This window comes from Chroococcidiopsis sp. [FACHB-1243], from assembly GCF_014696895.1.
Classification (GTDB): Bacteria; Cyanobacteriota; Cyanobacteriia; order Cyanobacteriales; family Chroococcidiopsidaceae; genus Chroococcidiopsis.
In genome coordinates, this window is sequence record NZ_JACJQX010000022.1 from 46,164 (window position 1) to 70,289 (window position 24,126).

Genomic DNA, 24,126 nt, shown 5'->3' on the forward strand with positions numbered 1-24,126 from the left:
ACTTTTATTCTTATTTAATCTGGTCTGAAATTTATGATTTCGGTCTGGTATCATTTAATCTGGTTCTATTCTCACTTAATCTGGTCTCAATCACCCACTTATTCTCATTTAATCTGGTCTCAAAAACGCGATGATTTCAGGTCGGAGCGATTATGATTTCGGGTCGCTACAACTACCCAACCCTTGAATAGCAGGAGGATTTACCGGAAGTACAGTTGCTTCCAGAATGGAAGAAAGGGGTTTTTGCACTTGAGCGATCGCCGCTTGCGCGGATTGGTGAGGTTGTTGGCGATCGCCCCAAGGCTTGAGTGGTGTTAAAATCAAACCTTGATTAGCAGTGTTACCTGTAAAGCTAAAACCCCCCAAGGCAAACGTTCCAGCAACTGCAGGGTTTTTCAGCAGTATAGTTTCAGCTTGCTCGATAACTTGACTGGTGTAATTGAGCGAAGTGCCATCCGGTCCCTGAATCAAGTTGATAAAATAGCCTTGGTCTTCATCGGGAAGAAAGGCTTGCGGCGTGCGAAGGTAAAGCCAAGCCGTGAGAAATAATGAGGCAACAAATGCCGCAATTAAGATCGCTTTTACTCGTGTTAGGAGGTGGAGCGTCTGCTGGTATCCTCGACGCACCCAGTCTAGAAACCGATCGAACCGAGTAAAAATCCAGCCCAAGATGCCTGGATATCTCGGCTCTTGACGTAACAACAAGGCAGAAAGGGCGGGCGTAAGCGTTAAAGCATTGAAGGTAGAAACGCCTGTCGCAAAGGCAATAGTGAGGGCAAACTGTTGGTAGAGTTGTCCGGTAGAACCTGGAAAGAAAGCCACTGGAACGAAGACTGCCATGAGTACGAGCGAAGTCGCAATTACGGCTCCAAATAGTTCGTGCATTGCCTCCGATGCAGCTCGCAGTGGACTTAGCCCTTTTTCTTTCATCAACCGCGCAATATCTTCGACAATGACAATGGCATCATCGACGACCATGCCAGTGCCCAGAATAATGCCAAACAATGTCAAGCTGTTGAGGGAGAAATTGAATGCTTTGACAAATGCAAAAGTGCCGATTAAGGAAACCGGAATCGCGATCGCGGCAATCAGGCTAGCACGCCAGTCTTGTAAGAACACGAAAATCACCAGCACGACGAGGGCGACCGATTCCCACAACGTATTCACTACCTCTTGACGCGACTCTTCGACAAACTTAGTGCCATCGTAAGGAATTTCATAGACAATCCCTGGGGGAAAATTCTTTGCCAGTCGCGCCAATTCAGCTTTAACTCCATTTGCAACACTCAAAGCATTACTGTCAGGTAGCTGAAAGATTTGATAGCCCACTGCCTTGCGCTTGCTGTAGCTAGCTGTAGAGCTGTAATCTTCGGCTCCTAATTCTGCTCTCCCCACATCTTTGAGCTTGACCAGCGTACCATCTGCACCCGTTTTCAACACCAAATTCTCAAACTCGGTTGCTTCTTTCAGCCGACCTTGAGCTTGTACGTCAATTTGATATAGCTGCTCGTTGGGGGCAGGTGGTTGCCCAATACGTCCGATTCCTAACTGGATGTTCTGCTCGTCGAGCGCATCTACCACGTCTTGGGTAGTCAAGCCTCGACTTGCCATCTGAGGTGGATTCAGCCACAGTCGCATGGCATAACGGCGCTCGCCAAACCGAGCAACATTACTCACGCCTTCAACTCTTTCTAAGCTATCTAGGACGTAGAGATCCATGTAGTTGCTGATGAAATTCTCGTCGTATTTGTCTGACTCTTGGCTGTAAACTGCGATTCCTAAAATAGCTGCGCTCGATTGCTTGCTGACGGATACTCCAGTTTGTTGTACCACTTGAGGTAATCGCGGTTCGGCTACAGAGACTCGATTGAGAACGTTCACCAATGCGGTATCGGGATTATACCCTAATCTAAACGTAACGGTGATATTGCTAGTACCGTCGTTGCTGCTGGTTGAAGCCATGTATCTCATGCCCTCAACGCCATTAATCTCCCGTTCCAATACATTTGTCACCGTTTCTTCTACGACTGTGGCACTTGCCCCAACGTAGTTTGCCCTCACGACGATTTGCGTTGGGCTGATGTTGGGAAACAGTGCTATGGGTAATGTAGTCAGGCTAATCAGTCCGACTAGCAAGATGATGAGGGCGCAGACAATAGCGAAGACGGGTCGCTTGATGAAGAAATCGACGAACATGGTTTACATCTGGATGAATGAGGGCGATTGCGGCTAGTAAAGTGGAGCTTCCGAGTTTGACGAGCTGCCTATCATAACGTCCTACAGATCAAATTCTTGCTTCAGTCGATTCACCCAGGTTTTGATGCGCTTGTCTGTTAAGTTTGATTGATTATCTTCATCCAATGCCAGACCGACGAACTTACCATCTCGTAAGGCTTTAGAATCAGTAAATTCATAACCATCTGTAGACCAATAACCAACTGTTTCGCCACCTTGTTCTGTAATTTTTTCTTCGAGCATACCCATTGCATCTTGGAAAGTATCGGGATAGCCTATTTGGTCGCCTTCACCAAAATATGCAACTTTTTTACCACTGAAATCAATGCTATCTAATTCGTCAAAAAAGTTTTCCCAATCGCTTTGTAGCTCACCAACATTCCAGGTTGGGCAACCGATGATGATGTAGTTATAGCTTTCAAAATCACTCTTTTCAGCCTTGGAAATGTCATTTAAGTCAACAACACTATCTCCACCAAACTCTTTCTGAATTATTTCTGCTGCTGTTTGCGTGTTGCTAGTTTGAGTTCCAAAAAATAAACCAATCTTAGCCATTTCTTTTCCTCATTAGAACTAAAACTAATTTAAATTCTCTAGCCAACTGGAGAGTCAAGGGGTAAACCAAAAAAGATCTAACTGGTGATGAAGTTTTGAGGCATGAATAGATAGTGCTTAATTGAAAGAAGCACTAAATGTAAAAGCTATATTTACAAAGGTGTTAGTGGTAAACTTAGAAGCGGCTGATAACTGAACGTCAGACCGCGTTTATTGCTCTTCAGCACGATTTTTCAGGTTGACGTAGTTAACTGGCAGAGCGATCGCCAGTGAAATCAAGAAGAGCGAGAATATATCTAAAACCTTTGAAATACTGAGTTTTGGAGTATTTCATAACTCAAACCATACTAAGCTTTGGTGGCAAACTAGTGAAACAAGAAAATCTGATAGGGGTTTTCGTAGTAACAGAACAAATTTCGTCGCTAAGCCTATACGCTTGTCAGGTTCGTTTTGAGAATTCGTAGAAGGTGATGCAGATACCTGCCGAGTCTAGGATTGCAAACTCTCTTGTTCCCCAAGACTTCATCTCAAGCTTGCCATTGGGATGAATCATCTCGCCGCCCTTTGCCTGAAGCTCCTCATAAAGTCGATCGACGTGTTCGACGTGGATGCGAAACGTAGTCCATTCTGCAAGGTGCCGATCGTCGTTCCTTTGAAGGAATATTTCTGCCGAGTCACGTTTGACAATAGCCATTGTCACGGGATCGCCTTCTTTATGGATTGTTATGAAGCCAAGCTGGTCTTCATAGAAAGCTATCGCCTTTTCCATATCATTGCCCGCCGGAATAATCGGGCTAATGTTTCCTAGTCGAGGTGACTTGCTCATAATTTCACTATCGATGGCGTTTTTGCAGTAAAACAATAAACTTCATTAAGACAAAAGCGATCTGTTTAGACTTCTAATAATACTCCTTATCAGTAGCTAAGACCCCAAAATACTTCTGATAATACGCTTAGTAGCATTAATTTGGAAGATGGGACTTCTGATAACAAGAGACAATCGCATACTTCACTTGCTTTTCAGTCTTAACGTCGTTTTTTGTTCTTTTACTAAGAAAATCTCTGATAGCAGTGCCAGCAGACTCGTGTTGAGCAGAAGCGCTTATCTACGCACGTTCAATAATAGGGCAAATTGTCTGTTCGGGATTTTCCGGTATTGTCTCCCAACCAGAGAGTAACCCTTTTAACTCTAATTTGAGAATCTGTAGCTGCTGAATTTGTTGCTCTATTTGGGAAATCTTATCTGACAATTTTATTTGGACATGTTCGCAAGGTAACTCGCCGCGATCGTGAATATCTAAAAAATCTTTAATTTCTGCTAGACTTAACCCTAGTCTCTGCGCCCGTTTAATAAAGTTCAACCGAGCTAAAACATCAGGGCTGAATATTCTAAATCCGCCTTCGGTTCTCCCCGATGTTTTAAGTAGACCTAACTCCTCGTAGTAGCGAATTGTTTTGATTGGTACGCCACTTTCCTTAGCAACTGAACCAATTAATTTTGTCTCTTGAACTACTAACATATTCAACTTCTACGCTCGTAAATTCAGCTACTTCTATCCTAAACTCTCCAGTTGGCTGGAGAGGCAAGAGGATAGGTAACATTGTTATCAATGGGGATCTAAGTTGATGGAGTGAAGGACAGAAGCTTTCCCGTTGTTGTCAACACTGGATGCCTGTACTGCGATAGTAGAATTGGCTCCTTGAACTTCTATCGCACCTCGAAACATATTCATGCCGCAGGTAAACTCATATTTGCCAGGTTTGTCGGGCGTGAACTCAATCGGCGTAACTCTATTCAGAGGTAGTTCCTGGGCAATATGAAAGTCAGGAAAACGGACTTCTTCAAGGCAACTGCTAGGATCTTTACGGTAGAAGTTGAGCCGAACTGGTTGACCCGCACTCACTACAACGAGTCTGGGTTCGTAACCGCCATCTACCGTAACTGTCACTTCTTGAATTCCCCCCACAGCACTCGCCTGACGAGATTTGGGTTTACTGAGCAAGAACCACCATAGCTCTAGCCTAATTAATCCCAAGCCACCAACCGTAACTGCACCTTTTAACCATAAGGGTTGTTCGATCCGCTCAAACTGACTGGTGCGCTCTGAAGAGAAGCGTTGCATCTCTTCGTGAGGCATTTGTGCAACCGCTTGACCCGAAGCAATCCCTAATGCCAATCCCATACTCGCGATCGCTCCTGCAATCGCACCTTTATTTACCATTGGAAAACCTCCTAGACAATCGCTCCTGAAATGACTCCCAACAGAAATCCAAATCCTACTAACGTACCGAAAAATGTCACTTGCTTGAGCATTATTACTTCTCCTGGCATATGCGATCGCTTTTTAACTCGTTTTTGGATGGAAGTTACGCAAACGCAGCGCATTCGTTACTACTGAAACAGAACTAAATGCCATCGCCGCACCTGCAATAATCGGACTGAGCAGCCAACCGAAGAAAGGAAAGAGAATACCTGCGGCAATCGGAATTCCAGCCACGTTGTAGATGAAAGCAAAAAACAGATTTTGTCTGATATTGCGGATCGTGGCACGCGAGAGTTGAATCGCAGTCACAATCCCTTGTAGATCGCCAGAAATCAATGTAATGTCACTAGCGGCGATCGCCACATCCGTTCCCGTGCCAATAGCAACGCCGACATCCGCTTGCGCTAGTGCTGGTGCATCGTTAATGCCATCCCCCACCATCGCTACAACCTTGCCTTCTGCTTGAAGGTTCTGTACTTGAGCGGCTTTTTGGTCGGGACGAACTTCAGCAAAGACTCGTTTAATCCCAACTTCACGGGCAATAACTTCTGCGGTGCGGCGGTTGTCGCCCGTCAGCATCACCACTTCTAATCCCATTCGTTGCATCGTGCGGATTGCTTGAGCCGAAGATGGTTTGACCGCATCGGAAATTCCCATAATTCCTTGGACTGTGCCATCGATCGCAATCCAGATAACCGTTTTACCCAAATACTCCAAGCGATCCCATTGTTGCTGTAATTGGCTGGTATTGATGCCCAATTCATTCATCCAACGATACGTACCGATTTGTACCAGGCGATCGCTAACATATCCTTGCACGCCACTACCTGCGACTGCTTCAAACTCTCGTGCATCGGTCAATTCCACTCCTTGAGAAGAAGCATATTGCACCACTGCTTCAGCTAAAGGGTGTTCGGAATTGCGTTCGACAGATGCCGCTAGACGTAGGAGTTTTAGCTCGTTGCTATTTGCCGTACCGTTAACTGTGACCAGATCGGTGACAGTTGGCTTACCTTGCGTAATCGTACCCGTCTTGTCGAGAACGATCGCTTGCAGTTTGTGCGCTAGTTCCAGACTTTCTGCACCTTTAATCAGAATGCCGTTTTCTGCACCTTTCCCCGTTCCTACCATAATCGAAGTTGGTGTAGCCAAACCCAAGGCACAGGGACAAGCAATAATCAACACGCCAACAGTGGTAATCAACGCCATCGTCACGTTACCCATGATGTTGAACCAGATAATAAAGGTGGCGATCGCGATCGCCATTACCGCAGGCACGAACCACCCCGTCACTCGGTCTGCTAGCCGCTGAATTGGTGCTTTGGAACCTTGGGCTTGCTGTACGAGCTTGACAATTTGCGCTAAAAATGTATCCTTGCCAACTCTTGTTGCCTTCAACTTAAAGCTGCCAGTTTTGTTGATCGTCGCGCCGATCGCTTCATCGCCAGACTGCTTTTTTACGGGGAAGCTTTCACCAGTCACCATCGACTCATCAATGGTAGAAGCACCGTCTACAATCTCTCCATCGACGGGAATTTTTTCCCCAGGACGTACCAAAATGATATCGCCCAAAACCACCTGAGCAATGGGAACGTCAATTTCTTTCCCGTTGCGAATCACCCGCGCCGTTTTCGCCTGCAACCCCATCAGCTTGCGAATCGCTTCGGAGGTTTGTCCCTTAGCACGGTTCTCTAGGAGTCGTCCCAGCAAAATTAAAGTAATGATGACTGCTGCGGCTTCGTAGTATACGTCCGGTCTGAGTCCCTGAGCGATAAACCACCCAGGAAAGAAGGTGGGGAACAGGGAATATAAGTAAGCCGCACCCGTACCGATCGCCACTAACGTATCCATTGTAGCTGTATGGCGCTTGAGTGCTTTCCAGGCATTGACGAAGAATGATGCACCACACCAGAATTGTACGGGAGCGGTTAACACCAACTGCACCCAGGGATTGTGCAGCCACATGGGAATTAAGGGTATGGATAGCCCCGTCATTGCAGGCAATGACCCAATAACCAGAATGGCACTGATAATACCGCTCGTCCAAACCTTGCGGGTTAAGGCGCGATTTTCCCTCTGCCGCGTCTGACGTTCCGTATCGTCTTCTGCTGCCAAAACGTCTTCTTGCATTGGTTGAGCAGAATATCCAGCGGTATCAACTGCATTTTGCAGTGTTGCCACGTCTGTCTTGTTGGGATCGTATGTGACAGTTGCTTGTTCGGTACCAAAGTTAACGCTGCACGCATTCACACCTGGAACCGAACGAATCGCATCTTCAATGTTGTTAGCACAAGAGGCACAACTCATGCCTCTGAGTTTCAATGTGACGTTATCCATATAAAGAATTGTTTTTCATTGCTAACTGGTAACTAGTAAGTGCTTAAGCTGGGGGATAGCCAACAGCAGCAATCGCTGCTTTAATTTCCGCTTCCCCTTGCTGCGTATCGATTCTGACCATTTTCGTTTTTGCATCTGCTTCTACTTTTGCTGTTGCGTCAATACTCTGTATTGCTTGAGTGACAGTATTTATACAAGCTCCACAGGCGAGTTTGGGAACTTTCAGTTGTAGTGTCATTTGCTGACTCCATGAAGTGACTAAATCTATTGTGAATTCTCCAGTCAACTGGAGAGTCAAGGGGGAAATACAATTTTGTTGTTTTACTTCCGAGCAGCTCTAATTAGAAGAGAAGCGATCGCTCCATACAGCAATTCCCTCCTTAAAAACTAAGGAGGGTCTTATCCTACCTAAACTAGCTGTTTGAAATCGATTAAGCTATGCCTGCAACGCTAGCAACCTTACGGTATTCCTCAACAGCACGCCGACAAGCTTGAGCGCATTTTTGACAATGGGGGCTATCTTTGTGCTTCTCGCATTCGTTGGCACATGCTTCGCAGATTTCAATACACGAGCGAACGATCTGAGGAATAAAGCGCGAACCACGACTCATGTAAGCAGCAGAAGTCCAGCAGATATCGGCACAATCGCGGCAGAGGCGAGCGCATTCAGGCATACTACCGAGACACGTATCTGCACAGTGTTCGCATTCATAGGCGCAGTGAACAGCAGCATCTACAATCGATTGGTAATTTTGATGCGGCATCAGTAACTCTCCTAACACTTTGGTACAACTTTACGATCAAGCTTAAAGTCTCTAGTTAGCTGGAGAATCAAGGCGAGCGAGTACTACTAGAGACAGATTTTGGCATCGTCGCGGTAATTCGTCTGCCCCTTTAACAAGCAGACAGCAAACTTGGTTTACTTACGCTGCCATAGCTGAAGCCATTTGTCGGCAAGTCTCGGCACAGCGACGGCAAGCTTGGGCGCAACGCTTGCAGTGGTCGTGGTCGTGCTTCTCGCACTCAGCCGCGCAGCGATCGCAAGCTTCGGCACAAACGCTACACATTTGCCCGTGTAGGTCTGAATTGCGGGACATAAAACGAGCGCACAAATTGCAAGTGTCAGCACAATCACGGCACAGCTTGATACATTGAGCCATCATTTGCACCATGTCGCTATCCAAGCAGGTAGTAGCACAGTTTTCACACTCGCGCAAGCAATCAAAACAAGCTTGAATGCAAGTTTCAAGTAAGGATTGATGAGATTGAGCTGTAGTCATAAGTTTCCTCCGAAAGCTTTAAAAACAAAATGAAGCAGCGATCGCGCTTCGGTAGCTTCACTTTAGAAGGTAGTAAATGCGGTTGCGTCCTTCTAACGGTATGGAGAAAATTTCTGACTTTAGAAATATAACGATTTCATCCTAATTTCATCTCCATATGCGTAGCTGTTTTAGCCATTCGCGAGCCTGGATATTTCACGCTAATTTCATTTCCCTATGAGAACATAAAGTAATGAGTAACGGGTGTTAGTAAGAAGACGAGCGGCTTAATTACAACCTTTTTATGACTAGTACAGATCCCAGAAACATTACTAATAAAAAAGTTATTGCTCTACTGGTAGCTACTACTATAATCGTTATATTCCTACCAGGGTTGACAGAGCGTATCTCCAGTCTCTTTTCAGCTCTTACCTTCACAGCTACCAATACTGTTACTGCATCCAAGTTAGGGCAAGCTACCCAAATTTATGGCAAAACAGAACGGTTAGGTGATGGAGTTATCCGCTCCTTTGTCATGCTTGATGGTAAGAGGAATCCCTCAAAAATTGGCGTGACTTTTACTAAAGAAGCACTGTTAAATCTGCCAGCAACACCTCACGAATACGAGCTTTTGCTACCAAAGGAAGCCTCTGCTTCAGCATTCCGCTATGTTGTCATCACTTGGAATCCGCAAGGCCATCAACCGCTTGGGATCTACAATCCTCCTCACTTTGACTTTCATTTCTACTCGCTCAGTGCTGAGGAACGAAAGAAAATCACGGCAAACGGGGACGATTTGATTAAGGTATACAAGTCACCCTTAAAGAAATTTATCCCAACAGATTACATCCCAGAACCTACCAATCCTGCTCCTGGAGAAGGAAGGCATTGGATTGACAGCAAATCCTCAGAATTTCAGGGTTTACCCTTCACCAAGACGTTCATTTACGGAACGTACAATGGAGAAATAGTCTTTGGGGAACCGATGCTGACCAAATCTTGGTTAGAAACACAACCGAATTTTACCGAAGCTATAAAACTTCCAGAAGTATACTCCAAGAGTGCCTATTATCCCACTTCGTACAGCATTAAATACGACCGGACACGGCAAGAGTATACCGTATCTCTCGACCGATCGATCTTTCATTCTTTAAAATCTTTTGAAGACAAAAATTAGGCGATCGCCCACTTGAGACGATCGCAGCTCTGTTTAGCAGGAGAGCGTAAGCTTCAAGACAAGCAACAACGCATAAGTTTACGACTCCAAGGTTGAAATAGCGTTCGCTTGGATTAACATGAAGCTATTATTTTTTCTAAATGCTAAAGTCTTGCTTCAATTGATTCACCCAAGCTTTGATGCGCTCATCTGTTAAGTCTGATTGATTATCTTCATCCAATGCCAGACCGACGAACTTACCATCTCGTAAGGCTTTCGACTCAGTAAATTCATAACCATCTGTAGACCAATAGCCAACTGTTTCGCCACCTTGTTCTGTGATTTTTTCTTCCAACATACCCATAGCATCTTGGAAAGTGTCGGGATAGCCTACTTGATCGCCTTCACCAAAATAAGCAACTTTCTTACCCGTGAAGTCGATATTATCTAGCTCATCATAGAAGTCTTCCCAATCGCTTTGTAGCTCGCCAACGTTCCAGGTAGGGCAACCAATAATGATATAACTATAATTATTAAAATCATTTGGTTCAGCCTTTGAAACATCATTTAAGTCTACAACGCTGTCACCGCCAAATTCTTTCTGAATTGTTTCTGCCGCAGTTTGCGTGTTGCTTGTTTGCGTTCCGTAAAATAAACCGATGTTTGCCATTATTCTTTCTCTTTTCTAGTTAGTATTAGGTATTAGAAATATTTGCATCGTAATCCGCAAGCGCAATTGTAAATCTCTCTTTATTGTTTACGTATTTGACAGATAAATACTTCCTCCATAAGAGAGAGCGGATTCTTAAGGAAGTTAAGAGGTAAAAGATAAGCGAGACACTTCTATTGCATCAAACCTTTAGGCAGAATTAGCTTACGCTATTGCAATGAAATTCCAAGCGTTTTTTCTCTACTTTAGAGAATTATAAATATGGGTTTCATCGCTCTCTTACACGTTTGTAATTTCTATCTTTTGATAGATAAAGATTTCATGCTAATTTCATGTCGATATGCATAGCTATTTTAAAGTCTGACTTATTAATAATTTCATACTCATTTCATTTCTTAGTGAAAAAATTAAGTATAAGAGAACTTATCGCTGGTAGAAACTTGCCAGTAAGATTGTTATGGGTTTTGATTACGACCTATTTATAATTGGCGCGGGTCCTGGAGGCATTGCGGCTGCTAGACGCGCTGCTGAATACGGTGCTCGCGTAGCAATTTCAGAACGCGATCGAGTAGGCGGCACTTGTGTCGTTCATGGCTGTATTCCTGAGAAACTGATGGTTTATGCTGCTAGTTTCTCCCATGTTTTTGAAGACGCTGACGAATATGGGTGGGGCAAAGTTCATCGCCGCGTTAGTTGGGATCGATTTATGGCGGCTAAAGACCGAGCGATCGAGCATTTGAGTCAGTTGCATATTCAGCATCTTCAAGAAGCAGGAGTTGAACTGATTTACGGAAATACCAAGTTTTTAGATGCTAGTACTTTGGGTATTGAAGGACGCAAAATTACTGCTGACAAAATTTTGATTGCCGTGGGTGGGGAGGCTATTAAGCCGGACGTACCAGGAATCGAATACGCGATAACATCGCGGCAGATGTTTGAACTCAAACGGCAACCAGAGCATTTTGCAATTATTGGCAGCGACCAAATCGCCATGAAGTTTGCTGGAAGCATGAATGGTTTGATTTCAAAAGTCACTTTAGTCGTGCCTGAAGACCGCGTTCTACCTGGTCGAGATGAAGCTCTTCGTACTGCCGTTCAAGAAAGCATGATAAAGAATGGTATTCAAATTTTTTGCAATACAAAAGTCAAAAAAATTGAACGAGTACGAGATAGTTTACGTTTGAGTTTGTCGGGAGACGATCGAGACACCATAACTGTAGATACCGTCCTTTGTGTCATGGGTCGCATCCCTAATTTAAGCGGACTCGATCTGGAGAAGGCAGGCGTTGCAGTCAATCGAGGAGCGATCGCTGTAGACGAGTACAGCTATACCAACAAAGCAAATATATATGCAGTCGGAGATTGTACGAACCGTCCTCACTGGACTCCAGTTGCTATTGCTTCTGGTCGCGCTTTTGCCGATACCGTCTTTGGCAAACAACCCCGAACTGTGAGTTTTGAGTGCATTCCCTCAGCAGTTTCTTCTAAACCCGAAGCTGCTACTGTGGGTTTGACTGAAGCGGAGGCACGGGAAAAATTTGGGGAAGCTGTATGCTGCTATTCTCAAAAATTTCAACCCCTTTTCGACAGTATTGCCGAACCAGAACAGAAAACTCTAATCAAATTAGTGGTCGATCGCAACACAGACCGAGTGTTGGGCGCTCATATGGTAGGTGAATATGCTGCCGAGATTATTCAATGTCTTGGACTTGCTATTCGCACGGGTGCGACCAAGAAAGACTTTGATGCAACAATTGGCATTCATCCTTCGGCTGCGGAAGAGTTTTTCACCCTACGCTGAATTGTTGCTACTGCGTGAAGTACATTCAGCTAGAACTCATCAGATGTAAAAAATCTGGCTCCAGCTAATTTAAAGGTAGATATGCGTTTTAAACCAGTTTTATGGATAGTGACGTTTGCACTAACTCTGGGACTAGTACTCTTAACGCCCCAGTTGGGAATCAGTCAAAATTTACCTAATACTCAACAGAGCGATCGCAATTTCATTGCCCAAAACTCTCCTCCATCTCAGCCTGCAACGAACTCAAATATGCCTGGGATGAATATGTCTGTCACGAATGAGGCAGCTCTCGGAAGCCTTGCACTAATTGATTTTGTTCTAATCGTTTGGTTCAGCCTGACAGCTGTTTCAGTAGTCTACGTAGCTTGGGGCGCATTCACCAGTAACCCTGAGTTAACAGTGATGAAGTGGGGGTGGTTGTTGGTAACTCTCTACACGGGAGCGATTGGTGCGGCGCTGTACGTTCTGTCCTGTCAGGAACCAGAACCGATGCAGCATGAAGAGTTTGTCAAACCGCTGTGGAAGCAGACCTTGGGTTCGACGATTCACTGTTTGGCAGGGGACGCAACGGGAATCATTGTCGCTGCGGCAATTACAATGACGCTCGGACTCCCGATGTGGCTTGATATTACCTCCGAGTATGTTTTCGGCTTTGCCTTTGGGCTGTTCGTGTTTCAGTCTCTATTTATGAAAGATATGCTGGGTGGCTCGTACTTCAAAGCCGTCCGGCGTTCCTTCATACCGGAATGGCTTTCCATGAATGCGGTGATGGCAGGCATGATTCCAGTAATGGTAATTTTGATGAGCCGCGACATGACTGCGATGGAAGCAACCTCAATCCGCTTTTGGGGTGTCATGTCTCTTGCAACTTTAGTGGGATTTGTCGTTGCTTTTCCAGTCAATATGTGGCTCGTAGCAGTGGGTTTAAAGCATGGCATGGGTACGGTGAGGGCATTAGGTAGAGGCGGTCACAGTTTGGCTGCTGAGGCAGAACGGATTGCAGCAATTTCAGGCGAAGTGCCTGCGCCCAATGCTTCTACACATCAGGTTATCAAAGGAATGTAAGCATGAAAACCCATAAAAATAGGGATATGAATTCGTCTGCTGCTAATTCGCACGCGGGTATGACAATGAAATCCAAAGCGACGCGATCGCAGCTTCTAGCAGTAACGATTTTGACGCTATTAGCACTGGCATTTGGCATTCTGATTGCCGCACTCTACGGCAACTTCACGATGAGCGCTAGGAATATGCAGCAAGGATCGATGCCTGGGATGAATAGGGACAACGAGCGAGCCATACCTGGAATGAATATGAGTGGCATGAAATCCCCAGCACCAGTGTCATCGTTACCGCCCGCACCTATGAGTAGCGTTGCTCAGATGAACGGTCTAGTCATGCCGCCTGGAATGATTATGACTGCCGATACGAGCATGGAAGCAATGGAAGACATGGCAGCAGTAGACCTAACCAAGATAGCCTACACTGCACCTGTTGAGGCGCGGGGCGATCGAGTTCTTCAGCCCAAGCTAGAGAATGGGGTGAAGGTATTCAACCTTGATGTCTCCCTAATTAAGTGGAACATTCTACCGAATGTCCAGGTAGCTGCTTATGCCTTTAACCGTCAAGTTCCAGGACCGCGTATTCGGGTAACTGAGGGCGATCGCGTGCGAATTGTAGTCAAGAATAATTTACCAGAACCAACTACAGTCCACTGGCATGGCATGATTCTACCCAACAAAATGGATGGTCCAGCCGATATTACCCAGAAGCCGATTGACCCAGGTGCAAGCTATACATACGAGTTCGCTGTCAAGCAAGCAGGCACGTACTTCTATCACTCGCACAAGGATATAGACCGCCAGCAAACGTTAGGAATGTACGGCGCGTTGATCGTCGATCCTCAGAATCAACCCAAAACTCCTGTTTACGACCGAGAGGTTGTAGTTCAACTTCAAGAATGGACGGTCAAGCAAGGCTATACCTTTCCAGCAATGCCGATGGAAGGATTGTTACCGAACTTTTTCACAATCAACGGCAAAGCTTACCCTGCTACAGAAATCGTCAATGCTAAGGTAGGCGAAAAAATCCGTTTCCGCTTTATTGGCTCAAATAATGCTTTCATCCATCCAATGCATATTCACGGCGGTCCGTTTAAGCTCGTTGAGACAGACGGCAATCCCGTACCTGTCGCTGCCCAAATTGAAAAAGATACGATTAATGTAGCTCCTGGCGAGCGCTACGATGTAATCTGGACAGCACGCAATAAGGGAAAGTGGTTGCTACACTGTCACATTGCCCATCATGCGACAAACGATAATGTTGAGGTACAAGGTGCAGGGGGGTTAACGATGCTGATTAATGTTGCCTAAAATTAAGAAAGCCAAACTCATGCTTAGTTAGTTACAGTCACTCAAAACAAATAAGACAGCTTAACTCATTCGGGTTCTTACGATGCGATTGTAGTGGGGTTACAATTATCTAACGTCAATTTTTTAGCAATCTTAAACCACTTAGAGTCACAAGTACGGTTGACCCCTCGTGACCAACCACGCCGAGTGGCAGAGTAATGTGGCTGACAAAGTTTGCAATCAATAACAGCACAATGAAGCCGAGCGCGAACGCAATGTTTTGCTTCACAACACGTTGAGAGCGGCGACCCAGACGAATCGCAGTGACCAACCGTTCCAGACGGTCTGCCATTAATACGATATCGGCAGTATCCAGCGCCACATCACTGCCTGCGGTTCCCATCGCAATTCCGACCGAGGCTTGAGCAAGCGCAGGGGCATCGTTGATGCCATCTCCAACCATCGCAACCGTTTGATATCGTCGTTGTAACGATCGCACCACATCCACTTTGTTTTCAGGCAGAAGTTCTGAGTACACCTGGTCGATGCCAATTTCTCTGGCGATACTGCGGGCAGTACGCTCGTTGTCCCCCGTCAGCATCGCAATTTCCTGAATACCCAATTGTTTTAATCGGGCGATTGTACTTTTTGCCTCTGGACGAACCGTATCTGCAACCGCGATCGCTCCTAAAGGTTCCCCCGCATAGGCAACCCATACCACGGTTTTTCCTGCGCCTTCCAACTGCTGCACCGATGCAATCAGCCAATCTGACCAGCCGTTAACTCGTTCTCGAACAAAGGCTGCATTACCAACCAGTGCCAGTTTTTGAGCAATTTCCCCCGTAATTCCTTGTCCAGCATGAGCTTGAACGTTCGTTGCTTTCTTCCATTCAACCTGTTGCTGTCGAGCAAACTGGAAAATTGACTCGCCGATGGGATGCTCGGACAAGCTCTCCAAGGCAGCCGCAACTTGTAGCAATTGAGTTTTAGCCCTTGGCATAGCTATTACTTCAATCACTTGAGGTTTACCGATCGTTAGCGTACCAGTTTTGTCAAAGGCGATCGCTCGGACTCGTCCAATCAGTTCTAACTGAGCGCCATTCTTAAACAAAATGCCCTGCCGCGCCCCATTTGCAATACCCGATAGCAGTGTTGGCATAATCGCTGCCATCAGCGCACAAGGAGACGCAACGACTAGAAAAATCAGTGTACGGTAGATGGTTGTTTCCCAACTCCAGCCCCAGAAAAAAGGCGGTAAAATGGCGAGCAGAATGCCTGCAACTACGATCGCCTTGGCATAACTCCGCTCAAACCGCTCGATAAACTGCTGAGACGGAGGGGTTTCGGTTTGCGCCTGCTCGACGAGGCGAATCACTCGCCCAATTAAGCTACTTTCGGGTGGCTGGTGAATCTTCAGCTTTAGAGCACCGTTGCCGTTAATCGTCCCTGCAAAGACTTCATCACCCACCGTTTTCTCAACAGGCATCGATTCTCCAGTAATCGGAGCCTGGTTGAGGGTACTGAAGCCTTCGACAATCAAACCATCGGTCGGAACCAGTTCTCCAGGTTTGACCAACACTTCATCGCCGATTTGAAGTTGCGCGATTGCAACTGACTGCTCTTGTCCATTTCGCAGCAGTCGTGCAGTATCCAAAGTCAAATTCATGAGGCTACGGATACTGCGCTCGGTTCGCCGCATTGCATAGCCTTCTAACGCACCACTAATCGAGAAAATCAGGATTAAGATCGCTCCATCCACAATCAGGTTGTACTCCTGCCGCCACAATCCCAGACCTGCCGCTCCTAGAGCTGCCACAATCATTAACAGGTCTACATCGAGTTCTTTTTCTTTAAAAAGAGTGGTCAAGCCTTCACGAGCGCTTTCATAGCCCCCGATCGCGTAGGCAGCAGGAAGAATCAACAGCGCGAGTCCCAGCCAACCAGATTGCAGCGCCAGCCAGCCCAGTAGGACAAGGACACCGCAGAGAATTGCCGCGAGCGCATCTGGATGCTCCTTTAGGAAAGCAGGAGAGCGAGGCACGATCGGTGAAGACATAGGGCAATTGGTAGAAATCGAATGACTCTTCTACCCTAAACCTTGACATTAATAGCAATGTCAAGGTTTTACTTTAGACTAGAGATATGAAAATGCAGGATTTAACGATCAAAGAACTGACAGAAGCAGTTGGAAATGGGATTACGCCTCGAATGGTGCGGCATTACCACACTCTAGGGCTGTTGCCCCAACCCCAACGTTCAGCCAGCAACTATCGCCTTTACACTCAGCGCGACGTGCAGCAACTGCGGCAGGTTGTGGCGCTAAAGCAGCAGGGTTTTCAGCTATCCCACATTCAGCAGCTACTCAAAAGCGATTTAGAAACCGAGATCGATCCAACCCTCGTCACGCAACTACAACGGCAATACCACACCATTATCCAGCAATTAGCCCGTCTACGGCAGACTGCCGCCGCACTTGAAGGAGTTTTGGGACGCGATCGCGATTGTCAAACGATCCAGGCAGAAGCCCTTGCCCAATTGAGACGATTGGAAGTCGAAACCAAAAATGGGGTTGGAGACTTGGAAAAACTTTGGCATCGCCTAGATGCAGAAACCACTGCCCATCCAGAAGCCTTTCAGGAATCCTTGCAGCGTTTATTACCCGATTTGACTGACCGTTCCGAGATTGAAGCCGATTTACTTTCCAAGCTCGTACTTGCGTGTGGCGATGTCAGTCTAGTACAGTTTGTCCGGCAGAGTCGAGACGCGATCGCTGCTGCTCGCGATGCCCTCAAAACAGAGTGTCAAGTCGTAGGCGATGTTACACCTGTAGTTGCCGCTCTCGATCGAACCCGCTTAGCGCATCTGAAATGTCCTGTTGAAACCTTAATCTCTGACCCGCATATCATCAGTGCAGTAGAGGCAGAGCAAGCCTTCTGGAACGACGAACAATGGAAAGATCGCTTGCAGCAGCTCGCAATTGGCTGTATCCTGGTCATCGGGTATGCTCCTTCGGTCTTGATGTCTGCTTGTGAATCGATCGAACAAGGTCAGCTTCAACCTGCACTTGTCGTTGCAATGCCGATTGGCTTTAGTCACGCACCTGCTGCTAAACGACGGCTGATCCGATCCGGCGTTCCTTATATCACGATAGAGGGAACGTTGGGCGGTGGACTGTTAGCAGCAGTGGCATTGAATGCGCTAGTGGAGTCTCTGATCGAGAAGCCAGACTGTCACTGCTACTTATCATCACTGTGAGGCAAGACGAATCGAGAGACTGTCACCATCAACCCCTTGGTCAATCCTAAGAACCTAGAGAATGTCAATCAGAATGTAGCGGGTTAATTCTTCGCTATTCCAGAGACAAGATTCAGCCGCCATTCAAGAACGATTTACTTCCCTGTGTCAGTCAGGAGTTTCAATTCAAACAATGGCAACAGAAACAACGTTGTCACTTTAATCCCGCAAAATAAAACCTGCTCGATAGTTGAATCGATTGCTATTTTTTGCCATCATTCTTAGCAATACTCTTAGTGGCGAGCGTTTTGAATAAATATTTGCCAGGGTTATCCCATAAGTTTACTGGTACAAGTGGTGCTAAAACACTAGACCTCTTGCAAAAGGGGTTTAAGCTGCGTCAAGCTTGGGAAGCCGTAGCTCGTAATTGTACAAAGCAGCAATGAGATTAAACCGCAAACCAAATCTTTTTCGTCGGTTTCTATAAGTGAGAGACAAAATTTTAAATACCTTGAGCCTGCGATGTACATGCTCGCCCACTACTCGAATTCTTGCTAACTCACGATTCTTCTTCTTATCGTCTGCACTTAACTTACCTCCTCTTGGTTTCTTTTTAGGAGTTTGACTGAAACTGTGAAGATTTTGAATTCCTTGATAACCTTTATCTCCCAGTAGTTTTGTCTTTGCTTTCAATTGGAGTCTACTAGTTTTATATAATTTAAAATCATGCTGTTTTCCCTTACCATGTGCTGTGCAAATAATTTCTCTAGTACTGAGGTCTGCTACAACTTGAGATTTGAATGTGTGTTTTCTCTTTTTGCCACTGTAAAATCTTTTTTGTTTTTTTTCGGACGTTCTATCGGCGTTTCTGTCACGTCAACTACCACGACTTCTATTTGACTATCAGCCGCAACTAGCTTTTTTTTTCCAGGTAGTGTAAAGGCTCTTGAGGCAATCAGACGATCTTCAGTTCTCTTAATAATTCGGTATGCTGTTGATTCATTCACTCCCCAAGATTGCCCGATATGAAAATAAGTCCGATACTCCCTCCAGTACTCCAATGTCATCAACAATTGATCTTCTAAGCTCAACTTACTTGGTCTACCGATTGGTTTGCCTGCCTCAGCTTGTCTTAAAACTGACATCATTGCCTCAAATGTCTCTCTTCGTACACCACATAAGCGTTTGAACTCTGATGGCTTCAGCTGTTTGACAGTATCGTAGCTCATGGTTTTTGATCTACTTGTCTCACCTTCCTTCCCCTTTTGCAAGAGGTCTACTCTTCAAAAAAAGCTAAATTCTTCACTAAGAACAACGCCAAAAAGTTTAAGTGGCAAACGACGATTGTTGGAATATTAAATTTAGTTTTGCTAATTTTTATTTGGCAGGGATTTTGGCAGCGCAAAACCTCTATCAATAATACTGAATATATTCCACCTAACTTGGTGATGACAGGAGGAAACCCTTACATTCGGGCGCTAATGCGGACTATCTCGACAAGCGAAGCTCAAGATTCTAACCCTTACACTCTGCTTTATGGTGGCGAACACTTTTTCCATCTGAACCGTCATCCCGACCGATGCATCACAATTGTTTCTGGTCCGCATCAAGGTGAGTGTACGACAGCAGCAGGGCGCTATCAATTTCTGACTTCTACGTGGCAGAAAAAAGTTCGACAGTACCACCCAAAACACTTGAAAGGGAATAGAATTTCTTACAGCTTTGAGCCAGAGTTACAAGATCGGGTAGTATATGCATGGCTGAGCGATCGCCATGCTTGGGGAAACGATATTGCCGTTCTTCTCAAGCAAGGAAAACTGGAGCAGGTTTTACAACTTCTGTCCGGTACTTGGACGAGTCTCGGCTACGGTATAGAGAATAATTCAATCTCGCCCATATTAACGCGGATTTATCAGAAAATACTTGCTGAAGAATTGGTTCAAGCAAATTCAACTTCCATACAGAAAAAGCAAGATATTCAGCATTAAAGAAACGATTCGCTTACCTGAAATGAAAAATAGTGATGAGCAGGTGTTGAAATGCTGCCACCACTACATTATTTACAGTCTCTAACGGGATGTACCAGGAGCGAGTAGTGAAGGTTCAGGCTTTATAGATGACGAACCTGCTGGCGTTGCACCATTATATTCAATGCCATAATTCTTCGAGAGCATACTTCGCAGCTCAGTAATCTCACCTGCTTGCTGAATGACGACATTCGAGGCAAGTTCTATAAATTCATTATGATAGGCGCGATCGATAATCTCTCCAGCAAACTCAATTGCACCCCAATGATGCGTAGTTAATGTCTTCATAAACTCAATCTCGAACTCGCTACCACTGAGCGACTCTAGCTGTTTAACAACATTTCTGCCAAAATTATTTGCAGTCGGTTGATAATTAATCCCATACCAGTTACTCAGCCAAGACCGCATTTCTTGGATTTCTTGCTGCTGAGCTTCAATCACCTGTTCGCAAATCGATCTTAGTTCGTTGCGTGAAGCTTTCTGCACGCATACTTGCGCCATCTGAACTGCAAAGTTATGACCGTCGATCAGATCTCTGAGCAGGCGGATTTCAACTATTGTCAGCCTGTTTCTTGGTGCAGGTGCGTCTGCCTTAGCTGGTATCTTGGTAGCAACGAGCGTACCAAAAGTAAGTGTTATGGCTATCAACAGATGGGAAGCAAATTTGGCAATCCAGTTGTGTTGCGTGCTACTGTTAAAAAACATAATGGTGTTGATTTAAGTTAAGTAATTAAAATCGCGCAAGTATGAGACGCTCCGCTCGCCATCAAACGAAGCCAAGAACGTAATAATTAAAAGCAATCCCTTCAGAGGATTAGCAATAATAGAGCAAAATCCTTAAAGCTAGCTTTTTAGAACGGTAAATGAGTAACGTTTGTAAAGTTATTCAGGTGGGATACCTGAATCAATTCGTTCACATTAAAGCCGATTTAAGATTTCCAACTTAAACTGCAACTTTTTGGTTAGTTGTAGTTTGTTAAGTTCGTAGATTCAAATGCAAATTCAGCATAAAACGGGGATGCTACTGATACATCGTTCTTAAGTGAGAGTAGCAATTTCTTCCGATTGAAAGACAAGCATTTCATCTCAATTTCATTGACCTGTGCAGTTTCTGCTATAAAAAATCAAAAAGTAGCATTTAATACTCGAAATAGTATCTTCGTTTTCTTAGCAATGCGGGCATCAACGTTGCTTTGTGGAGTCAGAGGCGCGATCGCGTGTAATGGATCGTGTAATGGATAAAGGATTTCATCCAAATTTCATCTCGCTTTGCAATACTTAATATATAGGGCAATTCAATCACTCTATCGAGCGAAACCATTGTCTTGCTATAGCAGTCAGTTATGGTGGCAAACTTAACTGTTGACTCTCCAGCCAACTGGAGATTTCATAATGAGAAAGGAAATTCTTAAGCAATAGATTTATGAGTACAAAGTCGTTTAGGCAACCTACTTCTGTGAAAACTAAGTTTTTGGCGTTAACCCTAGCAACGATCGCCTCAATGACAAGCGGTTTACTCGCTACTGTTTCCGGTGTCTCGGCAAAAGATGGTAAAACTCCAGGCATCACCAATCCTCATGCCAAGCAGAACATGCAACACGGCAGCGGCATGATGAATCACGGCAGCGGCATGATGGGTAGCGGTATGGCGATGGATTTGGGTCCAGCCGATGCTAACTACGATCTGCGGTTTATTGATGCAATGAGAATGCATCACCAAGGAGCGATCGAGATGGCAAAAGAAGCACAGCAGAAATCAAAGCGTTCTGAAATTAAAAAATTAGCGAGTAGCATCATTGCCGATCAAAATCGCGAAATCGGGCAGATGAAACAGTGGCGACAAGCCTGGTATCCCAAAGCAGGAGATAAACCAATGGCTTATGACACTAAGATGGGACGCATGATGCAAATGTCGTCTAACCAAATGCAGGGCATGATGATGATGGGCGAACTGGGAGCAGCCGACTCCCAGTTCGACCTGCGCTTTATCAATGCGATGATTTCTCACCACGAAAGTGCGGTGACAATGGCTCAAGACGCGCTGAAAAAATCGCAGCGACCAGAAATTAAGCAATTGGCACAAGAGATTATCAATGCACAGCAAAAAGAAATTGCTCAAATGAAGCAGTGGCGCAAAGCTTGGTATAACCAGTAGATCGGTAATGCAGTGTAGAGCTTCAAAAGCCTACACTGCATTGTCAGCTCAGAAGTTTTGCGGCGATCGCGCTGAAGGTGAGACAAACTCTCGTCATTTGTCTAATTGCCAGTAGCGATTTCATCTTGATTTCATTTGCATGGGAGAAACTAGATACTTAGTAGTGCAGTTGTAGCGCTGTGCTAGGTTCAGGCAAAAAGTAAATGCCCAGATGCTAACACGGAAAACTTCGCTCCCACGGTACACAAGGACATTTCTAGCGATGCTCAAATCATGCCGTCCCCAATCGTCTGCACCGCTTCGCCGCCTCTCTGGGGCGATCGTCAGCCTCGCAATCCTGCTTGCTCCCATAACTGTGCCTGTAACTGTACTAGCTCACGGCGGACATGGAGATGAATTTCAAGGAGGAGAAAGTGAGGCATCTCAAACAACTGACTCAATTCCAGTCGATGCCGAGACTGCCAAGCGGCTGGGAATCAAAGTAGAGCCAGTGAACCGACAGCGACTAGCAGTAGGGCTAAAAACGACCGGACAAATTGAAACTCTGCCCAACAAGCAAGTAGAAGTCACGACACCGATTTCAGGAGCTAAAGTAGCCCAGTTATTAGTGCAACCTGGCGCTTCCGTGCAAGCAGGTCAACCTGTTGCCGTTATATCCACTCCCGACTTAGTAGAACTGCGCGTCACTTCCCAGGAAAAGCAGGCAGAGGCACGAGCAGATTTACAAAAAGCGCAAGCAGACTTAAGACTAGCGCAACAAAACTATCAACGTTTCTCACAAATTGCCGCAGCCGAGATCGCGCAAGCACAAAGCCAAGTAGACTTTGCTCAAGAAAAGTCCGATAAAGACCAAGTTTTGTTGACTAAAGGTGCAATTCCCCGTCGCCAAGCTCTAGAATCTCAAACTCAGCTAGCTGAAGCTAAAGCTAAACTGACAGCAGCCAACAGCCGCCGAGATGTCATTGCAGCTGAAGCCGATCTCAAACGCGCCCAGTCATCCGTGCAAGTGGCTCAATCCCGTCTCAACCTCAGCGATACTGCATATCAAACTCGACTGCAACAACTGGGTGCAAAAGCCAATGCTCAAGGACTGGTAACAGTGACAGCTCCCATTTCTGGTAGAGTAGCCGATCGCGAAGTCACTATCGGTCAATCCTTCCAAGATGCAGGTGGCAAGCTGATGACAATTGTGAACGACAGTCGGGTTTATGCCACAGCTAACATCTACGAAAAAGATTTAGATAAAGTTAAAAAGGGTCAGCCAGTCAAAGTCACGGTTGCTTCCATGCCCGATCGGACTTTCACAGGACGCATCACCGTAATTGGTTCGGTGGTGGAAGGCGAGACGCGGGTAGTACCTGTCAAAGCCGAGATCGAGAACTCTAGCGGAGTCCTGAAGCCAGGGATGTTTGCCCAACTAGAGGTGCTAACGGATCGGACATCGACAGCACTCCTGGCAATTCCCAGTTCAGCTGTAGTGGAAGCCAATGGCAAACAAATGGTTTACATCCAAAATGGTAACGCTTATCAACCAGCTGAAGTGATGTTAGGGCAAACATCTGGGGATATGGTTGAGGTCAAGAGTGGCTTATTTGAGGGAGATGAGATCGTCACCCAACGCGCCCCCCAGCTTTACGCTCAGTCTTTACGGGGAGGCTCAAAAGAAGTCCCAGCAGAGTCCGCCGGAGGAGCTGAAGCACCCAAGGCAAGTAACGAAGGCACAACTCCCAGTGCTACAACAGCGGGAGTGCAATTTCCCTGGTGGTTGACAGGAGCAGTAGGGGGATTGGCGATCGGTACTGCTGCTTTCGCAGCGGGTGCTTTTTGGTCCGGTCGTCGCACCAAGTCTCAACTAGTCCCAGCATCAACAGGACCCGCATACGAAGAACCCGCATACGAACCCCATGAATATCCTAATGGTAATGGTTCTACCAAATCGACGACTTACTATGCATCCAAAGGGGGCGATCGCGTAGAATCTGTTTCTGGTGACGAATCATCCTCTATGAACGACAACTATCATACAAAGAGCCAGCAGTCAGAAGTCAGAGACCGACAGTAAAAATATTCAACTGTACTGAA

General features: G+C 45.8%; 21 protein-coding genes and 1 pseudogene. 8 read left to right on the plus strand and 14 right to left on the minus strand.

All coding sequences use genetic code 11. The features are described 5' to 3' along the window. Positions 1 to 171: 171 nt before the first annotated feature. The 9 genes and pseudogenes from H6G17_RS17385 to H6G17_RS17425 form a co-directional block, all read right to left on the minus strand. Positions 172 to 2,196: pseudogene (locus H6G17_RS17385) on the minus strand (efflux RND transporter permease subunit); the annotation flags it as partial. A gap of 81 nt (positions 2,197 to 2,277) precedes the next feature. Then, the gene (gene fldA / locus H6G17_RS17390) at positions 2,278 to 2,790 is read right to left on the minus strand and encodes a flavodoxin FldA (protein WP_192159240.1); all 513 of its coding nucleotides are present in this window, start codon (positions 2,788 to 2,790) and stop codon (positions 2,278 to 2,280) included. A gap of 439 nt (positions 2,791 to 3,229) precedes the next feature. Next, positions 3,230 to 3,616, minus strand: a complete 387-nt coding sequence (locus H6G17_RS17395) for a VOC family protein (RefSeq protein ID WP_192159242.1) — start codon at positions 3,614 to 3,616, stop codon at positions 3,230 to 3,232. A 280-nt stretch (positions 3,617 to 3,896) separates the two neighbouring features. After that, positions 3,897 to 4,310, minus strand: coding sequence for a heavy metal-responsive transcriptional regulator (locus tag H6G17_RS17400; protein ID WP_192159244.1), 414 nt, complete (start codon positions 4,308 to 4,310; stop codon positions 3,897 to 3,899). 87 nt (positions 4,311 to 4,397) lie between these two features. Further along, the gene (locus H6G17_RS17405) at positions 4,398 to 5,012 is read right to left on the minus strand and encodes a cupredoxin domain-containing protein (RefSeq protein WP_192159246.1); all 615 of its coding nucleotides are present in this window, start codon (positions 5,010 to 5,012) and stop codon (positions 4,398 to 4,400) included. A 123-nt stretch (positions 5,013 to 5,135) separates the two neighbouring features. Then, the gene (locus tag H6G17_RS17410) at positions 5,136 to 7,391 is read right to left on the minus strand and encodes a heavy metal translocating P-type ATPase (protein WP_192159248.1); all 2,256 of its coding nucleotides are present in this window, start codon (positions 7,389 to 7,391) and stop codon (positions 5,136 to 5,138) included. 43 nt (positions 7,392 to 7,434) lie between these two features. Beyond that, a complete protein-coding gene (locus H6G17_RS17415) occupies positions 7,435 to 7,629 on the minus strand; it encodes a heavy-metal-associated domain-containing protein (RefSeq protein ID WP_192159250.1) in 195 nt (64 codons plus the stop codon). A 193-nt stretch (positions 7,630 to 7,822) separates the two neighbouring features. After that, the gene (locus tag H6G17_RS17420) at positions 7,823 to 8,155 is read right to left on the minus strand and encodes a four-helix bundle copper-binding protein (RefSeq protein ID WP_192159252.1); all 333 of its coding nucleotides are present in this window, start codon (positions 8,153 to 8,155) and stop codon (positions 7,823 to 7,825) included. Between the two features lie 159 nt (positions 8,156 to 8,314). Then, entirely contained in the window at positions 8,315 to 8,671 is a 357-nt protein-coding gene (locus H6G17_RS17425; RefSeq protein WP_192159254.1) for a four-helix bundle copper-binding protein, read from the minus strand. A 283-nt stretch (positions 8,672 to 8,954) separates the two neighbouring features. Here H6G17_RS17425 and H6G17_RS17430 point away from each other — a divergent pair, with 283 nt between their 5' ends. Next, positions 8,955 to 9,827 carry a DUF5602 domain-containing protein gene (locus tag H6G17_RS17430; protein ID WP_242038452.1) on the plus strand — a complete coding sequence of 291 codons (873 nt, stop codon included), beginning with the start codon at positions 8,955 to 8,957 and terminating at the stop codon, positions 9,825 to 9,827. A gap of 136 nt (positions 9,828 to 9,963) precedes the next feature. Here the strand turns inward: H6G17_RS17430 and fldA (H6G17_RS17435) are convergent, their stop codons facing one another. Continuing rightward, on the minus strand, positions 9,964 to 10,476 hold the full coding sequence (gene fldA / locus H6G17_RS17435) for a flavodoxin FldA (RefSeq protein WP_192159256.1): 513 nt from the start codon (positions 10,474 to 10,476) through the stop codon (positions 9,964 to 9,966). Between the two features lie 457 nt (positions 10,477 to 10,933). On the opposite strand from fldA (H6G17_RS17435), the gene gorA reads away from it, so the two are divergent. The 3 genes from gorA to H6G17_RS17450 all read left to right on the plus strand — a co-directional run bounded on the left by gorA (position 10,934) and on the right by H6G17_RS17450 (position 14,649). Then, positions 10,934 to 12,277 (plus strand): glutathione-disulfide reductase, encoded by a 1,344-nt coding sequence (gene gorA / locus H6G17_RS17440; RefSeq protein ID WP_192159258.1) that lies wholly within the window; start codon positions 10,934 to 10,936, stop codon positions 12,275 to 12,277. 81 nt (positions 12,278 to 12,358) lie between these two features. Further along, positions 12,359 to 13,342 carry a DUF4396 domain-containing protein gene (locus H6G17_RS17445; protein WP_192159260.1) on the plus strand — a complete coding sequence of 328 codons (984 nt, stop codon included), beginning with the start codon at positions 12,359 to 12,361 and terminating at the stop codon, positions 13,340 to 13,342. 65 nt (positions 13,343 to 13,407) lie between these two features. After that, on the plus strand, positions 13,408 to 14,649 hold the full coding sequence (locus H6G17_RS17450; protein ID WP_242038453.1) for a copper oxidase: 1,242 nt from the start codon (positions 13,408 to 13,410) through the stop codon (positions 14,647 to 14,649). A gap of 115 nt (positions 14,650 to 14,764) precedes the next feature. Here the strand turns inward: H6G17_RS17450 and H6G17_RS17455 are convergent, their stop codons facing one another. Then, positions 14,765 to 16,684: a heavy metal translocating P-type ATPase gene (locus H6G17_RS17455; RefSeq protein WP_192159264.1), complete on the minus strand. Its 1,920-nt coding sequence runs from the start codon at positions 16,682 to 16,684 to the stop codon at positions 14,765 to 14,767. Between the two features lie 86 nt (positions 16,685 to 16,770). Between H6G17_RS17455 and H6G17_RS17460 the strand changes: the two genes are divergently transcribed. Beyond that, on the plus strand, positions 16,771 to 17,883 hold the full coding sequence (locus H6G17_RS17460; RefSeq protein WP_192159265.1) for a precorrin-8X methylmutase: 1,113 nt from the start codon (positions 16,771 to 16,773) through the stop codon (positions 17,881 to 17,883). Positions 17,884 to 18,252: 369 nt separating this feature from the next. On the opposite strand, the gene H6G17_RS17465 is transcribed toward H6G17_RS17460, so the two are convergent. Continuing rightward, positions 18,253 to 19,091 (minus strand): IS5 family transposase gene (locus tag H6G17_RS17465; RefSeq protein ID WP_242038455.1). Its coding sequence is split into 2 segments (ribosomal slippage): positions 18,253 to 18,710 and positions 18,710 to 19,091, totalling 840 coding nucleotides; the frame shifts between segments, so codons are not numbered across the junction. A gap of 36 nt (positions 19,092 to 19,127) precedes the next feature. Between H6G17_RS17465 and H6G17_RS17470 the strand changes: the two genes are divergently transcribed. After that, positions 19,128 to 19,850 carry a glycoside hydrolase family protein gene (locus H6G17_RS17470; RefSeq protein ID WP_199316807.1) on the plus strand — a complete coding sequence of 241 codons (723 nt, stop codon included), beginning with the start codon at positions 19,128 to 19,130 and terminating at the stop codon, positions 19,848 to 19,850. An 81-nt stretch (positions 19,851 to 19,931) separates the two neighbouring features. On the opposite strand, the gene H6G17_RS17475 is transcribed toward H6G17_RS17470, so the two are convergent. Both H6G17_RS17475 and H6G17_RS34180 read right to left on the minus strand, forming a co-directional pair. Beyond that, positions 19,932 to 20,594: a DUF305 domain-containing protein gene (locus H6G17_RS17475; protein ID WP_192159266.1), complete on the minus strand. Its 663-nt coding sequence runs from the start codon at positions 20,592 to 20,594 to the stop codon at positions 19,932 to 19,934. Between the two features lie 419 nt (positions 20,595 to 21,013). Further along, positions 21,014 to 21,145: a hypothetical protein gene (locus H6G17_RS34180; protein WP_277876025.1), complete on the minus strand. Its 132-nt coding sequence runs from the start codon at positions 21,143 to 21,145 to the stop codon at positions 21,014 to 21,016. A gap of 167 nt (positions 21,146 to 21,312) precedes the next feature. On the opposite strand from H6G17_RS34180, the gene H6G17_RS17480 reads away from it, so the two are divergent. Continuing rightward, a complete protein-coding gene (locus tag H6G17_RS17480) occupies positions 21,313 to 22,044 on the plus strand; it encodes a DUF305 domain-containing protein (RefSeq protein ID WP_192159267.1) in 732 nt (243 codons plus the stop codon). Positions 22,045 to 22,306: 262 nt separating this feature from the next. Next, entirely contained in the window at positions 22,307 to 24,106 is a 1,800-nt protein-coding gene (locus tag H6G17_RS17485) for an efflux RND transporter periplasmic adaptor subunit (RefSeq protein ID WP_192159268.1), read from the plus strand. Positions 24,107 to 24,126: the final 20 nt, after the last annotated feature.

Coding starts and splice junctions, on each gene's coding strand:
- H6G17_RS17475 (WP_192159266.1), bottom strand. CDS start 20,594: ATGTTTTTTAACAGTAGCACGCAACACAACTGGATTGCCAAATTTGCT.
- H6G17_RS17410 (WP_192159248.1), bottom strand. CDS start 7,391: ATGGATAACGTCACATTGAAACTCAGAGGCATGAGTTGTGCCTCTTGT.
- H6G17_RS17415 (WP_192159250.1), bottom strand. CDS start 7,629: ATGACACTACAACTGAAAGTTCCCAAACTCGCCTGTGGAGCTTGTATA.
- H6G17_RS17395 (WP_192159242.1), bottom strand. CDS start 3,616: ATGAGCAAGTCACCTCGACTAGGAAACATTAGCCCGATTATTCCGGCG.
- H6G17_RS17460 (WP_192159265.1), top strand. CDS start 16,771: ATGAAAATGCAGGATTTAACGATCAAAGAACTGACAGAAGCAGTTGGA.
- H6G17_RS17450 (WP_242038453.1), top strand. CDS start 13,408: ATGAAATCCAAAGCGACGCGATCGCAGCTTCTAGCAGTAACGATTTTG.
- H6G17_RS17420 (WP_192159252.1), bottom strand. CDS start 8,155: ATGCCGCATCAAAATTACCAATCGATTGTAGATGCTGCTGTTCACTGC.
- fldA (WP_192159256.1), bottom strand. CDS start 10,476: ATGGCAAACATCGGTTTATTTTACGGAACGCAAACAAGCAACACGCAA.
- fldA (WP_192159240.1), bottom strand. CDS start 2,790: ATGGCTAAGATTGGTTTATTTTTTGGAACTCAAACTAGCAACACGCAA.
- H6G17_RS17480 (WP_192159267.1), top strand. CDS start 21,313: ATGAGTACAAAGTCGTTTAGGCAACCTACTTCTGTGAAAACTAAGTTT.
- H6G17_RS17400 (WP_192159244.1), bottom strand. CDS start 4,310: ATGTTAGTAGTTCAAGAGACAAAATTAATTGGTTCAGTTGCTAAGGAA.
- H6G17_RS17405 (WP_192159246.1), bottom strand. CDS start 5,012: ATGGTAAATAAAGGTGCGATTGCAGGAGCGATCGCGAGTATGGGATTG.
- H6G17_RS17430 (WP_242038452.1), top strand. CDS start 8,955: ATGACTAGTACAGATCCCAGAAACATTACTAATAAAAAAGTTATTGCT.
- gorA (WP_192159258.1), top strand. CDS start 10,934: ATGGGTTTTGATTACGACCTATTTATAATTGGCGCGGGTCCTGGAGGC.
- H6G17_RS17445 (WP_192159260.1), top strand. CDS start 12,359: ATGCGTTTTAAACCAGTTTTATGGATAGTGACGTTTGCACTAACTCTG.
- H6G17_RS17485 (WP_192159268.1), top strand. CDS start 22,307: ATGCTCAAATCATGCCGTCCCCAATCGTCTGCACCGCTTCGCCGCCTC.
- H6G17_RS17455 (WP_192159264.1), bottom strand. CDS start 16,684: ATGTCTTCACCGATCGTGCCTCGCTCTCCTGCTTTCCTAAAGGAGCAT.
- H6G17_RS17425 (WP_192159254.1), bottom strand. CDS start 8,671: ATGACTACAGCTCAATCTCATCAATCCTTACTTGAAACTTGCATTCAA.